General features: G+C 42.7%; 14 protein-coding genes. 9 read left to right on the forward strand and 5 right to left on the reverse strand.

All coding sequences use genetic code 11. From position 1 onward, the window contains the following. Positions 1-200 precede the first annotated feature (200 nt). From PN470_RS19530 to PN470_RS19545, 4 genes are all read left to right on the forward strand, one after another. Complete coding sequence (locus PN470_RS19530; RefSeq protein ID WP_272104959.1) at positions 201-875, forward strand: TIGR04283 family arsenosugar biosynthesis glycosyltransferase; 675 nt, start codon at positions 201-203, stop codon at positions 873-875. Positions 876-992: 117 nt separating this feature from the next. Beyond that, positions 993-1,703, forward strand: a complete 711-nt coding sequence (locus PN470_RS19535) for a superoxide dismutase (RefSeq protein ID WP_185239352.1) — start codon at positions 993-995, stop codon at positions 1,701-1,703. 2 nt (positions 1,704-1,705) lie between these two features. Then, positions 1,706-2,623, forward strand: a complete 918-nt coding sequence (gene thrB / locus PN470_RS19540; protein WP_272104960.1) for a homoserine kinase — start codon at positions 1,706-1,708, stop codon at positions 2,621-2,623. Positions 2,624-3,036: 413 nt separating this feature from the next. Beyond that, positions 3,037-4,410 (forward strand): DICT sensory domain-containing protein, encoded by a 1,374-nt coding sequence (locus PN470_RS19545; RefSeq protein ID WP_272104961.1) that lies wholly within the window; start codon positions 3,037-3,039, stop codon positions 4,408-4,410. A 2-nt stretch (positions 4,411-4,412) separates the two neighbouring features. Here PN470_RS19545 and hpnH read toward each other — a convergent pair whose 3' ends face one another. Beyond that, entirely contained in the window at positions 4,413-5,429 is a 1,017-nt protein-coding gene (gene hpnH, locus PN470_RS19550) for an adenosyl-hopene transferase HpnH (protein WP_271937258.1), read from the reverse strand. A 270-nt stretch (positions 5,430-5,699) separates the two neighbouring features. Here hpnH and PN470_RS19555 point away from each other — a divergent pair, with 270 nt between their 5' ends. Together PN470_RS19555 and PN470_RS19560 are read left to right on the forward strand one after the other, a co-directional pair. Continuing rightward, entirely contained in the window at positions 5,700-6,299 is a 600-nt protein-coding gene (locus PN470_RS19555; protein ID WP_272104962.1) for a DUF1517 domain-containing protein, read from the forward strand. Further along, positions 6,256-7,188: a hypothetical protein gene (locus tag PN470_RS19560; RefSeq protein ID WP_272104963.1), complete on the forward strand. Its 933-nt coding sequence runs from the start codon at positions 6,256-6,258 to the stop codon at positions 7,186-7,188. Before PN470_RS19555 ends, PN470_RS19560 begins: the two co-directional genes overlap by 44 nt. 291 nt (positions 7,189-7,479) lie before the next feature. Here the strand turns inward: PN470_RS19560 and PN470_RS19565 are convergent, their stop codons facing one another. Both PN470_RS19565 and PN470_RS19570 read right to left on the reverse strand, forming a co-directional pair. Then, on the reverse strand, positions 7,480-7,992 hold the full coding sequence (locus tag PN470_RS19565; protein WP_130757035.1) for a phycobiliprotein lyase: 513 nt from the start codon (positions 7,990-7,992) through the stop codon (positions 7,480-7,482). A 61-nt stretch (positions 7,993-8,053) separates the two neighbouring features. Continuing rightward, the gene (locus tag PN470_RS19570; RefSeq protein ID WP_002752215.1) at positions 8,054-8,722 is read right to left on the reverse strand and encodes a HEAT repeat domain-containing protein; all 669 of its coding nucleotides are present in this window, start codon (positions 8,720-8,722) and stop codon (positions 8,054-8,056) included. Positions 8,723-9,336: 614 nt separating this feature from the next. Here PN470_RS19570 and PN470_RS19575 point away from each other — a divergent pair. Both PN470_RS19575 and PN470_RS19580 read left to right on the forward strand, forming a co-directional pair. Further along, entirely contained in the window at positions 9,337-9,564 is a 228-nt protein-coding gene (locus PN470_RS19575; RefSeq protein WP_002734460.1) for a DUF2281 domain-containing protein, read from the forward strand. Between the two features lie 74 nt (positions 9,565-9,638). Further along, positions 9,639-9,947, forward strand: a complete 309-nt coding sequence (locus PN470_RS19580) for a type II toxin-antitoxin system VapC family toxin (RefSeq protein WP_036394832.1) — start codon at positions 9,639-9,641, stop codon at positions 9,945-9,947. 217 nt (positions 9,948-10,164) lie between these two features. Here PN470_RS19580 and PN470_RS19585 read toward each other — a convergent pair whose 3' ends face one another. Further along, positions 10,165-10,971 (reverse strand): creatininase family protein, encoded by an 807-nt coding sequence (locus tag PN470_RS19585; RefSeq protein ID WP_272104964.1) that lies wholly within the window; start codon positions 10,969-10,971, stop codon positions 10,165-10,167. Positions 10,972-11,347: 376 nt separating this feature from the next. Here PN470_RS19585 and PN470_RS22255 point away from each other — a divergent pair, with 376 nt between their 5' ends. Next, on the forward strand, positions 11,348-11,527 hold the full coding sequence (locus tag PN470_RS22255; protein WP_306307484.1) for a hypothetical protein: 180 nt from the start codon (positions 11,348-11,350) through the stop codon (positions 11,525-11,527). A 204-nt stretch (positions 11,528-11,731) separates the two neighbouring features. Here the strand turns inward: PN470_RS22255 and PN470_RS19590 are convergent. Further along, positions 11,732-11,917 (reverse strand): hypothetical protein (locus tag PN470_RS19590; protein WP_272104965.1); only part of this gene is annotated, 186 nt, incomplete at its 5' end.

The following is an 11,917-nucleotide window of genomic DNA, read 5'->3' on the forward strand; positions in this document are numbered from 1 at the left end:
AGGGGGGATTAAGGGGGGACTAAGGGGGGATCGGCACCCCCCTTATCAAGGGGGGCAGGGGGGATCAGAGGCAAAATCTATCTTCTATTTAATTATAACTACTTACTTATTACCAATCCCAATCAATTCCTCGGTATCTGTAGGAAAATTTACCCGATGGTTGCCCCTAAATCCTCTGACTTTAGTTAGTACAAAACCTCATGAATTATCTTAGTATTATCATTCCGACTCTTAATGAGGAGTTAAGAATTGCAGCAACGTTAAAACAGATAGGTGAAGGAGTAGAAATTATTGTTGTCGATGGGGGAAGTACAGATAAAACCAGAGAAATAGCTGAACAATTGGGAGCGAAAGTAATTATTTCTTCTAGTAAATGTCGTGCATTTCAGATGAATTTAGGAGCAAAAATAGCGAAAGGAGATATTTTGTTATTTCTGCACGGAGATACTTTACTTCCCCAAAATTATCAAGAAAAAATTATCAATACTTTATCTCAATCTGGGATAGTAGCGGGGTCCTTTGAATTAAAAATTGATGGAGAGGAAAAAACCCTGCGTTTAGTGGAAAAATTAGTTAATTGGCGTTCTCGCTGGTTTTCTCTTCCCTACGGAGATCAAGGAATATTTTTAAAAGCCTCAATATTGGCAGATTTGGGCGGGTTTCCTGAGTTGCCAATTATGGAAGATTTTGAATTAATACAAAGATTGAAAAAAAGGGGTAAAATAGCCATAGTTTCTACTGCGGTGATTACCTCGGCAAGACGTTGGCAAAAATTAGGAGTTGCCAAAACCACCTTAGTTAATCAATTAATAATTATTGGTTATTATCTAAAAATTCCGCCGCGCTTGTTGAAAAGTTTTTATCGTTTATGGTAATTAGGGAGAACTACCACTAGATTCTGATTACTTCTGGGAGTCTGTCGATAAAAATTTTTGTCTCCCGAAGTACCGATCGATAGGATAATTGATCATTGGAACATCTGCTCTGAGAATATGTCTCTCGATCGCCGTCAATTTCTTTATCTTTTAGGTGCTACCCTTGGCACAGCCACTCTTGCCGGTTTTAACCGTCCCGCTTTTGCTGCTACTGGTCCCTATGGTCTTATCGCCCTACCCTATAGCTATGATGCCCTAGAACCTTATATCGATAAGGAAACGATGCAATTTCATCACGATAAACACCATGCAGCCTACGTTAATAATCTCAACACGGCAGTGGCAAAATATCCAGAATTGCAGAAAAAAACAGTAGTAGAATTAATTAAAAATCTTGACTCTTTGCCCGCCGATCTTCGCATCACTATCCGCAACAATGGCGGCGGCGATCTTAATCATACGATGTTTTGGCAGATTATGTCCCCCGATGGCGGTGGCGAACCAACAGGAGAAATAGGAGCGGCAATAATCGCTAAATTTGGCAGTTTCGAGGAATTTAAAAACGCTTTCAACCAAGCAGGTACTAAACTTTTTGGTAGTGGTTGGACATGGTTGGTGTTAAATAAGTCAGGACAACTAGAAATTATCAGCACTGCTAACCAAGATAGCCCCCTAATGATGGGATTACAGCCAATTATGGGCAATGATGTTTGGGAACACGCCTATTACTTAAAATATCGTAATCAACGGGCTGAGTATTTAAAACAGTGGTGGAATGTGGTTAACTGGGAGGAGGTAAATCGCCGCTATCTTCAGGCAAAAGCTTAACCATGACAACTTTTACGGTAACAGTTCCCGCTACCACTGCTAATATTGGGCCCGGCTTCGATTGTCTCGGAGCGGCCTTAACCCTATATAATCAGTTTACTTTTACCCTGCTGCCGGCAACGACAGCTAACCCTGTCAGCATTAGTGTCAAGGGAAATGAATCAGCTAAAGTTAGCCAAGATGCTGATAATTTAATCTACACTTCTTTTTTGCAAGTTTATCAAAAAATAGGACAGAATCCGCCCCCTATCGCCATCGAGATCGGTTTAGGGGTTCCTCTGGCTAGAGGTTTAGGTAGTTCTGCTACTGCTATTATCGGTGGGTTAGTGGCTGCCAATCAATGCGCGGGCAATCCTTTATCTATGGGGGAAATCGAAGCATTAGCGATCGCATTGGAGGGCCATCCAGATAATGTGGTGCCGGCTTTGCGGGGCAACTGTCAGCTATCGGCAGGTGGTAGCACAAATTGGGCTATTTGTCAAGTATTTTGGCAAAAAAATCTCATTCCCGTCCTAGGGATTCCCGATTTTGAACTGGCTACGGCAAAAGCTCGGGCGGTTTTACCCGAAAAAATTAGCCGTCAGGAGGCTATTTTCAATATTTCCCGCTTGGGTTTATTATTGCGGGGATTAGAGACGGGTAACGGCGATTGGCTGAGAATTGCCCTAGAGGATAAACTGCATCAACCCTATCGGCAATCGTTGATCCCGGGTTACGAAAAGGTGAAAAAAGCCGCCATTAATGGGGGTGCTTACGGGATGGTAATTAGTGGCGCAGGTCCGAGCCTATTAGCTTTAACTAACCCTGAAAATGCCCAAAAAACAGCCACAGAGATGACCAATGCTTGGGAGGAAGTGGGGATTAACTCCAGTGCCAAAATTTTGGCTTTAGATACCCTAGGGGCCCAAGTAAACTGTTAAGCCTCCAATTTACCTGTTAAGAGTCCCTGGCAGCGGGGAGATTTTATCAGTGAACAGTAATCAGTGAAAAGACAGCACTGTTACTGCCAGCTATATACTGATCACTGAACAATCCCACTGATATAGTCATTTCAGATCAGTCTGATACAGTCTAGACCTGAACTCTAGGATTAGTATTCTCAATCTTAATTGAAATGACTATACATTGAGCCTTTATATTGACGGTGAGCTGAGTCGAACCGCCGAACCGCCGAACGGTCTTCACCCCGACATTTGAGATAAAATTAAGTAAAAAGCTATGAGGAGTCAGTCATCAGTCATCAGTAATCAGGAGTCAGAAGTCAGGAGATTATTTTTATTTATTCTCCCCACACCCCACACCCCACACCCCACTCCCCCTAATCTTGCCACTTATGACCGTAGGATCCAGCTTACAACAGTTAAAAATAGCTTCATCGGGAAGATTACCCAGCAGTTACGGGGTCTATTTTAAGAATACCCTGGTGGCCCTCTGTCATGCTCTTGAAGATCATATCTTGCAAACTAGCAGCCCAGATAGTACAAATAAACCACTGGTTTTAGTCACCTTTCAACAGGGAAAATGGTATTTACAGGAAGCTGAGCGCTATTTAGATATGGCTCGCTCTTCTCGTCATATTGCGATCGCTGCCGTGGCCGATAGTGGTTTTTCTGAGCATAAAACCGGCAGTTTAGAGAATGTTTCGCTAGTGAACTTAGATAATAGCGATAGTTTGGTGAATGAGTGGAATTTAATCATTCTTTCCCCCGATTACGCCTCCATGGTACTCTGTCATGAGTTATCCCCAGAAGAATACCGGTCCGATAGTCAACCCCAAATAGACACGGAGCGAAAATTCTACGGTTTATGGACATTCGATCGCGATTTAGTTGAAAAAGCCGCTAGGATCTTAATTGAGCGTCTGCATCCCTATAATCCCAGTCTAGCGGCCGATTTAAGCAGACAACAAGAGGAAATTAGTCAAAATATTAATCCCATTCCCACGGATTTAACGGGAGTAGTCTCTCGCATTGTCACCTATCTGCAAACCAGTCAACAGCAGTTAGTCACCGTCAGCAGACAAACGCGAGAATTAAGCGACTTAGAAGGACAAGCATCCCGTTTAAATAAAAATTTAGCCGCTAATAAACTGCAAGCTTTTCTAAGAATGGCCCAAAAAGTCGATGAAAGAGATATTGATAATCCCCTTGCTTCCCTACAGGTGGCCGCTTTAGCGGAAATGTTGGGACAATTGCTCGATTTACCCACCCTGAGATTACGACGCTTACGATTAGCTGGTTTATTATACCGCATCGGTCTAGCGGAGGCTCCGATCGAAGTTTTTAGACAGCGTGCCAGTCAGTTAGAGGGAGCAAATGCGTTATTTTGGCGGGATAGATCGGTGTTAGGCGCACAATTACTCGCCACTATGCCCGAATTAGCCCCAATTCAACAGATTATTTACCATGAGTTTGAATACTGGGATGGTAGCGGGGTTCCCAACGGTTTAAAAGGGGAAGAAATCAGCCTAGAGTCGCGAATTTTAGGATTATCAGCCTATTTTCAGGAATTAACTCAACCGCGAGGCGACCGACTAGCTCTAGATTTAGGAGAGGCCCTAGAGCGCTGTCAAAATTATAGCGGGATTCGTTTCGATCCCGCTTTGGTAGAAAAATTAAGTTCGGTAATTCGTCTGTGCGAAATGGGATGGATGCAATTACCCGATCGCCCTAGTCAAGTCCCCGCCGTCTGGTTAGAATCAGTTTAGGATTAGACTCCGATTAAACTCTGCATGGCACGTCCCATATTAGCCGGTTTAAAAGCTGCCATGGCCGCGGTCGGTTCATAGCCGCAATGTACCATACAATCGGCACATTGAGGATTGCCACTGGCCCGACCGTAGTTATCCCAATTGGTTTCTGCTAAAAGTTCCCGAAAGCTTTTGTAATGTCCTTCGTTAAGCAGATAACAGGGTTTTTGCCATCCTAAAAGACTATAGCTAGGACTACCCCAAGGCGTGCATTCATAGTCCTGTTCACCGATGAGAAAATCGAGAAAGAGAGGATTATGGTTAAAATTCCACTTTTTCTGACCTGATTTCCAGGGTGAGAGAATTTCTCGGAATAAAGCTCTAGTTTGCTCCCGTTTCAAGAAACTATCTTGATCCGGGGCCCACTCATAACTGTAACCGGGGGAAATCATCATGCCATCGATGCCCAAAGTAGCGAGAAAATCGAAAAATTCCTGCATTTCTCGCGGATCTGTGCCTTCAAAAACCGTGGTGTTAGTAGTAACCCGAAAACCTCTCGCTTTCGCCGCTTTAATCCCTTTTACTGCCTTATCGAATACTCCCTCTCGATCCACACAGCGATCGTGATGTTCTTTGAGACCATCCAGATGGACACTAAAGGTAAGATAGGGTGAAGGAGTAAATTTATCTAGGCTTTTCTCCAATAACAGGGCATTGGTACACAGATAGACGAATTTTTTTCTGTCCACTAACCCCTTGACAATTTCATCGATTTGTGGATGTAAAAGCGGCTCACCCCCGGGGATGGAAACCACGGGAACCCCGCATTCTTCCACCGCTGCGAAACATTCTGCTGGGGTAAGATGATTGCGGAGGATTTCCGGGGGATGTTGAATCTTACCGCAGCCAGTACAGGCTAAATTACAGCGAAATAGGGGTTCTAGCATTAAAACTAAGGGAAAACGCTTTTTTCCTGCTAGACGCTGTTTCAAGATATAGGAAGCAACCACTAAAGCTTGTTGTAGTTGGACAGCCATTTGCTCACACCAATAGGATTCTAAGTCATTATAGACTGTTAACAGGACATCAAGGCATAGAACCCTAGAAAATGGCAAAATAAATAAAAGCTGATGGCTTTTTTGGCTGTTTACTTGATTATCACCTTGATCTAGCTGATGGCTTCAAGACTACTGACTTGAAGGTGGGAAGTGGGAAGTGGGGAGAATAAATAAAAAAAAAGTCTCCTGACTCCTATCTCCTGACTCCTAACCTTAACGACAATTTTTGATTTTTACCAGAGGTCTATTATGAGTTCTTTAGGCGATCGCTTCAAGAAATTTGCGGGTAGAACTCGCTATGTGGTCTGTCGCTTATTTTTGCATCTCTACGGCCAAGAAATCGCACCGCTGATCGGTATTCTTAATCGTGCCGGCCGGGAGGCGATCGATTCCGAAGGCGATTTAGAGGTCATGGGAGAGGGTTTAGTAGAAATTTGTCAAAATCTGCTGCAGATGAACCTCTATTGGTTTTCTGTGGCTAATGAGGGCGATGTTTTTTGGAATGAGGGGGAAGCGGGAGACTACGTTAACGAACTGTTTACCGATTCTGCGGGGAGATACCTAAGTGAATCGGTGTCTCCGGAAGTGGGGGAAAAGGAACCCTTAACTTTACCCGTCACCGATAACTTAGTTGTTATGATCACAATAGCATTCGAGGGTGAGAGTGCTGGTTTAGAAACTAGCCTAGCCGATCGAGAGGCCCTGGAAGATGGTTTAAAATCAATAATTAACCTCCACTACCAAGGTCGGCTGCGTGCGATTCAGGTACATTTTTCTCCTGCTCAATTGGGAGATGAATTGACCAATGAGCAACTATTACTCAATTTCCCCGAATTGCTGCCTTTATAGTCTTAATTTTGCCCTTATGCTGCGCCAAGTAACGACAATCTTTTTAATTCTTACCCTTTGTTGCACAACGGTTGCCTGTGGTTCCTCGTCAAATCAAACTCAGTCACCCTCAGCTAATAACAGTAGTGTAAGACGAGAATCCAATCAGGTTAGTAGCGGTCGCTACGAGGTGCAACAAGCTACCTACGATGACGGAGATGGCACTTATACCTTAATGCTGTTAAACACCCCCGGGGGGACTTCTCCCCTCTTTCGCACCACTAACCTGCAAATGGCTAGATTAACCGAGGAGGACATTGCTAAAAGGGAAAAAACCGCAGTAGAAATCAACGGTGATCAGGCTACCCTGTACATGACCGAAGATTTTAAAATTGAGTATGTCCATAATGTCACGGAAGTGCGGAACAATCCCCAAACCGGACAACAGGAAACCGTGGTGATTCGACAAGAATCGAGTTTTTGGAGTCCTTTTTTCGGTGCTGTTGCTGGTCAAGCTTTGGGTAGTTTGCTCTTTCGTCCTCAATACTACGTTCCTCCCCTCTATACTCCGGGGGGTGTGATGACCGGTTTTGGTGGTTACGGTTCCACCTATAATCAGGCAGTGGATCAATACCGGACTAAACATAATAGTCCACCTCCGGCGGTCAAAAACCGGCAAACTCTCCGTTCTACTGGCAATTTACGTCGTTATCCTAGCAATACTCCCTCTAGTCCCAATCGCAGCACCACCACCACCACAAAACCCAGTGGTTCTGGTTATGGTTCCAGTACCCTGAAGAATTCGGGTAAATCTGATAATGTCAAACGTTCTCCTAGTTTCGGTTCCTCTGGTTCCCGTCGTACCCCTAGTCGCAGTGGTTTCGGCAGCAGCAGACGCGGCCGACGTTAGGAGGATTTGACTGGAGTGGTGGAAGATTAATCCTGTCTTCCCCACCTCAGAGATTGGGGATGGCAGCTACTTAGGGTTTGCTGAATAAATCTAAAAACCTTGTTGGATAAGGTTTTTAGACTTTTTCCCCATCAAAAAGTGCCAGACCTTGGGGTGATCGGGGGGGGAAATTTAGGCACTTTTTCCCTGAAAATTAGGTAATTGACCAGATGAAAATCGGTAAAACCCTACACCCCACACCCCACACCCCACACCCTAACCCCACCAACAAACTTTTTCAGCAGACCCTACTTAAGAAGCAACCATTTTGCGAATTTCCGAGTAGAAAACCGTTTGGCGATCGCCATTGGCCGACTGAATAATACTGGTACGCAATCTCAGATTAGGACTAGCAAACCAGATTCTTTCCTCGATACGATGGTGATTGTCCTCGATGGTTAAAGTTAAAGCTTGATCGCTTCTGAGATGATATTCTCCCAGCGCTGCCGATTTACCGACCGCTGTGATTAATTTTCCTTGCCAAGAATTTTCTGAGGGTAGCCAAACTAAATAGCTAGAACCGATTTTTTTCGGTTGTCCATAGTCCACGGAATTATCCCAAGTCGTTTTCCATCCCCCTAGACTGGTGTGGGACTGACAGTTATTTTCTAAACATAATTGCACCACATCGGCAGCATCGGCAGCCAGCAAATCGATGGTGATTTCTGCTTTATTATTGGCAACTTTTTGGGCAGCTAATTGATAACTGGTGCGCTGAGAAAACCATTTACCCGCACAGAGATTAATAAATTCTTGAATGTCCATGAATGGCTGTAGGCAAAGATCGATCGCTCTGGAAGAATAGATTATTTATTCTATCCTATCCCTAGACGTTGGCCAATTTTTGCAAAGATAAACGGGCTGCTTCCCGCACTTGTGGATGTTCGTCCTTGACCAAAAATTTTAAGGCTGCGATCGTTTTTTCCGCCGGAAGCTGGCCTAAAGCTTCCGCTAATCGCTGCCGGATTAACCAGTCATCGGAGTTAACAAAGGTTAAAAGCTTCTCGACGGTTTCCACTGCTTTGATTTCCCCAAGAGCGGCAATAGCGGCCTGTTGAATAACCGCTTCGTTACTATCGAGAGCCGATAATAACACCTGTTTAGCCCGAATATCGCGTAAATTGCCCAAAGCGACGGCAGCACTGAAGCGGACTAACCATTGCGTATCTTCGTAAAAAGCTCGTTGTAGGGGTTCAAAAGCGCGAATATCTTCTAAATAACCTAAGGCCCCCGCAGCATCGGCGCGAATGCCATAATCGGCATCATTGGCTAACAAATCCACGAGGATAGGAAAGCATTCCTCGGTTTGTTTGACTCCCAAAGCAAAGACAGCCATCGATCGCACCGGCAGCATTTCATCATAAAGGACTTTTTTGATCAAGGGTACAGCCTCCTCCGGGGCCACTTCTCGCAGGGATGCCAAGGCCAGCAGACGATCTTTGGAGTTGCTGCTTTCTAACTGCAGGGCAATGGTTTCTATATCAGGCTTACTCATTTTTGTCAATCACTTGTAATATTTCTTTAATTCTAACGCAATTTTTTCTAAGTCAGCAGCCCTAGTGGACTGAAACAGCTAATTTCTGTCTGTTACAGTGTTTCTCATAAAGATGAAGTGTAATCTAATTTGGTATGGAAGACCGACTCCCGAAAACGAAAACTTCGTAAGTACCTAAGCAAAATTAATTACACATTTCGATAAAGCTTTTGCCTCTTGCCTATTGCCTCTTGCCTGTCTTCACTAGGAAATTTATTTTGCATGACTACTTACCTGCTCATTAAGATAACTGCTCTAACTAATATCCTTAACAATAGGATTAATTTAGCTTAAACCTCCTGTAAAAGTAAGTTTTCGAGGTGCTATCGGCTCAAAATATCGAAAACCTCAGATAAATTTGACATAATCTTGGGTTTTATGGACGGGATAGTTGTTTCTTGTCTTTTTTCTCCTCCTCTGGATTGTCTCGGAGTCTCCTCACGGAAGATTTTTGATTTTTGCAGGAACTCTCTTAAACAAGTTGGGGAAGTGGTTCTACAAAAATTAACTTTATTTATGTTTAAAATGCTATCATGAAGCTTGCATCGTAGATTTCAGTATATATTGAGAAAACCATGACTATTTCTGGCAATAAAATTACAGAAAGCATTATTAACAAGCTACAGGAAATTCCTCTAGATAAACAAAAACAAATCTTAGAATATGTAGAAGCTCTCACGGAGGAAAAGGAGCCTTTATCTTCCCCTAAAAAACGAGTCTTTGGGTTGCATCAGGGAAAAATTTGGATGAGTGATGATTTCAATCAACCCTTACCCGATAATTTCTGGAATTTTGACTCATGAATATTCTCTTAGATAGTCACACTTTAATCTAATTTTCCCAGAATTCTCCTCAGCTTTCCTCATCAGCAATTAAGATACTAGAAGATAGAAATAATCTTCTTTTCTTGAGTTTGGTCAGTGTCTGGGAAATACAGATCAAAGTACAGTTAGGCAAATTAAATTTAGATATTTCTCTCTCGGAAATAGTTAAAGATCAAACTAAAATTAATGATGTGCAGATTTTACCCCTGAAATTATCTCATATTTGGACATTAGACACCTTACCTTATTATCACAAAGATCCGTTTGATCGTTTATTGATTTCTCAAGCAATTACAGAAAACCTAATTATCCTGGGTGTTGATTCTGTTTTCGATTCTTATCCTGTACAAAAAATATGGTAAAAAATGTCGTTTGTTTTCTTTTTATTACTGGTTACAAAATTTCTAAAATCTCAAAAATAAAGCTCATAATTGAGATTATATAGTTATGCTAAAAACCACCAGAAGTCTGGTTAAAATTTCCTCTGTTGATGCTAATAGAAGATAGTGATCAAATGCTCGAATCAAAGGAGAAGGGAGATGGAGTTTTAGACCTTGTAATAAAATTAACAATAGGCAGTTAATATAACTTCGGTTGACGGAATTGATAAACATCAGCGATCGCCTGTACCCAACCATTAGCAACGGATTCTAATAATCGATCGCCTTTTTCTTTACTTGCATTAGTAGCATCTCCCATCACTCCACTTTTAGTTAATTCCTTAGTTAACCAAGCAAAGGGTAATTTTCCTTCCATAGTTAATAAACTATTTTCTGGCAAACCCTGGGGATATTCTCGGACAGCCCGCTCAATTTTGACCTGTTCTGGCAGTAATGATAACATAATGCTAGTTTCCACATCTCCTGCATGAATACCGTATTCTAATTCATATTCCGAGAATAATTCAGCCGCATTGTGGGGAACTCGCCAAGTGAAAAAAGGAAATACTAAAAAATCGGGATATTGTTGGTGAATATCTCTAGCGGCAATTTCCATAACTTGCGGTTGTCCGCCGTGAGAGTTCATTAATACTAACTTGCGAAACCCCGAACGATAGAGACTTTCAGCTATCTCTTGAATGAGGGTTAATAAGGTGGCTGCCGAGAGGGTAATCGTGCCGGGGAAAGACCAATGTTCGTTAGATTTTCCGTAGTAGAGACAGGGTAAAGCAAAGGCGGGAACATTTGTATTTAATTTCTCGAAAGCTTTGCCCAAAACCCCTAAACTAATGGCAGCATCGACAGCAATAGGGAGATGGGGTCCGTGTTGTTCGATCGCACCGATGGGTTGAATAATTACCACATTTTCCTTATCTAGCATTGAATCTATATCAGTCCAAGTAAGATAGGGAAAATAACGATGAGGGGGAATAAAACCGTGCATCATAATCCTATTGGGGGTGAGGGATTAGGGTTAAGTAGTCGTGCAAAACTAATTTCCTAGTCGAGACAGGAGACAGGAGATGGGAAATGGGAGACAGGAGACGGGAGACGGGATAAAGCTATTAGGGATCGGATTTGAGTTTTCAGTTCACTGTTTACTCACAGCAGAAGTCTGACGGAGTAGTGGCTTAGATGTGTAATTAATTGTGCTTAGATACTTATGGAAAAAATTACTGTTTATTTGGTAATTGTACCACTAATTCTTGGCAAGGTTGCCAATCATCTTCATCGGTAATGGTTGGACAAAACGAATCCCTATAGCAACAAAACCTGTTTCATTAATTATAATCTGCAATATCGTCGGCTCTTCTCGACCTTGTGTGATAAGTTTAAATTATATAAGAGCGATCAATCTTTGTGTCCTTTGTGTCTTTGTGGTTCGTTTCACTCGCTCGCCCGCAGGACTGTATCTTAGAATACATTTTACCCACCAAACCCAAGAGAGCCTATCGTCGGGCAAAAACACCAGGAGCGACTTGTTTTTTTACCCTTGTTACTGATCATCTTTAAGCCTTTTCTTTAAGTATTGTTGTTAATGTAGCTTATTATAGCAGTTCTCACACCTGTGTGGCACATTTAAACCTTTGCTAATTAAGCTTTTCAACATCGATAATGTACCTCTTGCGAACAGGAAACGCTATAAGATCAGCGACCGCACTTAAACTCACAGCTTCAATGAATGTGCAGGGTGCGTTCCCAAAAATCTATCGGTGGAGTAGTATGAGCCATCTTAGGGAACGCACCCTACGGCTAAAAGGAAAAAACGCTTCATGGTTTTGGGGTGGTATTGCCGTCCATTTTAAGGTGGTGAGGATGTCAACGGCAAAATTTCCGTAAAGAGGGTGATTCCCATTGATTAATATGTCAAGTTCCCTGCCGTAAAGAATCCA

This window comes from Microcystis sp. CS-574 (assembly GCF_028329095.1).
Lineage (GTDB): Bacteria > Cyanobacteriota > Cyanobacteriia > Cyanobacteriales > Microcystaceae > Microcystis > Microcystis ichthyoblabe_A.

Bases quoted from the DNA above. Each gene is read 5' to 3' on its own strand.
- PN470_RS19570 (WP_002752215.1), bottom strand. From the start codon at position 8,722: ATGAGTAAGCCTGATATAGAAACCATTGCCCTGCAGTTAGAAAGCAGC.
- PN470_RS19560 (WP_272104963.1), top strand. From the start codon at position 6,256: ATGAGCAACTATTACTCAATTTCCCCGAATTGCTGCCTTTATAGTCTT.
- PN470_RS19575 (WP_002734460.1), top strand. From the start codon at position 9,337: ATGACTATTTCTGGCAATAAAATTACAGAAAGCATTATTAACAAGCTA.
- PN470_RS19530 (WP_272104959.1), top strand. From the start codon at position 201: ATGAATTATCTTAGTATTATCATTCCGACTCTTAATGAGGAGTTAAGA.
- PN470_RS19535 (WP_185239352.1), top strand. From the start codon at position 993: ATGTCTCTCGATCGCCGTCAATTTCTTTATCTTTTAGGTGCTACCCTT.
- PN470_RS19545 (WP_272104961.1), top strand. From the start codon at position 3,037: ATGACCGTAGGATCCAGCTTACAACAGTTAAAAATAGCTTCATCGGGA.
- PN470_RS19555 (WP_272104962.1), top strand. From the start codon at position 5,700: ATGAGTTCTTTAGGCGATCGCTTCAAGAAATTTGCGGGTAGAACTCGC.
- hpnH (WP_271937258.1), bottom strand. From the start codon at position 5,429: ATGGCTGTCCAACTACAACAAGCTTTAGTGGTTGCTTCCTATATCTTG.
- PN470_RS19565 (WP_130757035.1), bottom strand. From the start codon at position 7,992: ATGGACATTCAAGAATTTATTAATCTCTGTGCGGGTAAATGGTTTTCT.
- PN470_RS19585 (WP_272104964.1), bottom strand. From the start codon at position 10,971: ATGATGCACGGTTTTATTCCCCCTCATCGTTATTTTCCCTATCTTACT.
- thrB (WP_272104960.1), top strand. From the start codon at position 1,706: ATGACAACTTTTACGGTAACAGTTCCCGCTACCACTGCTAATATTGGG.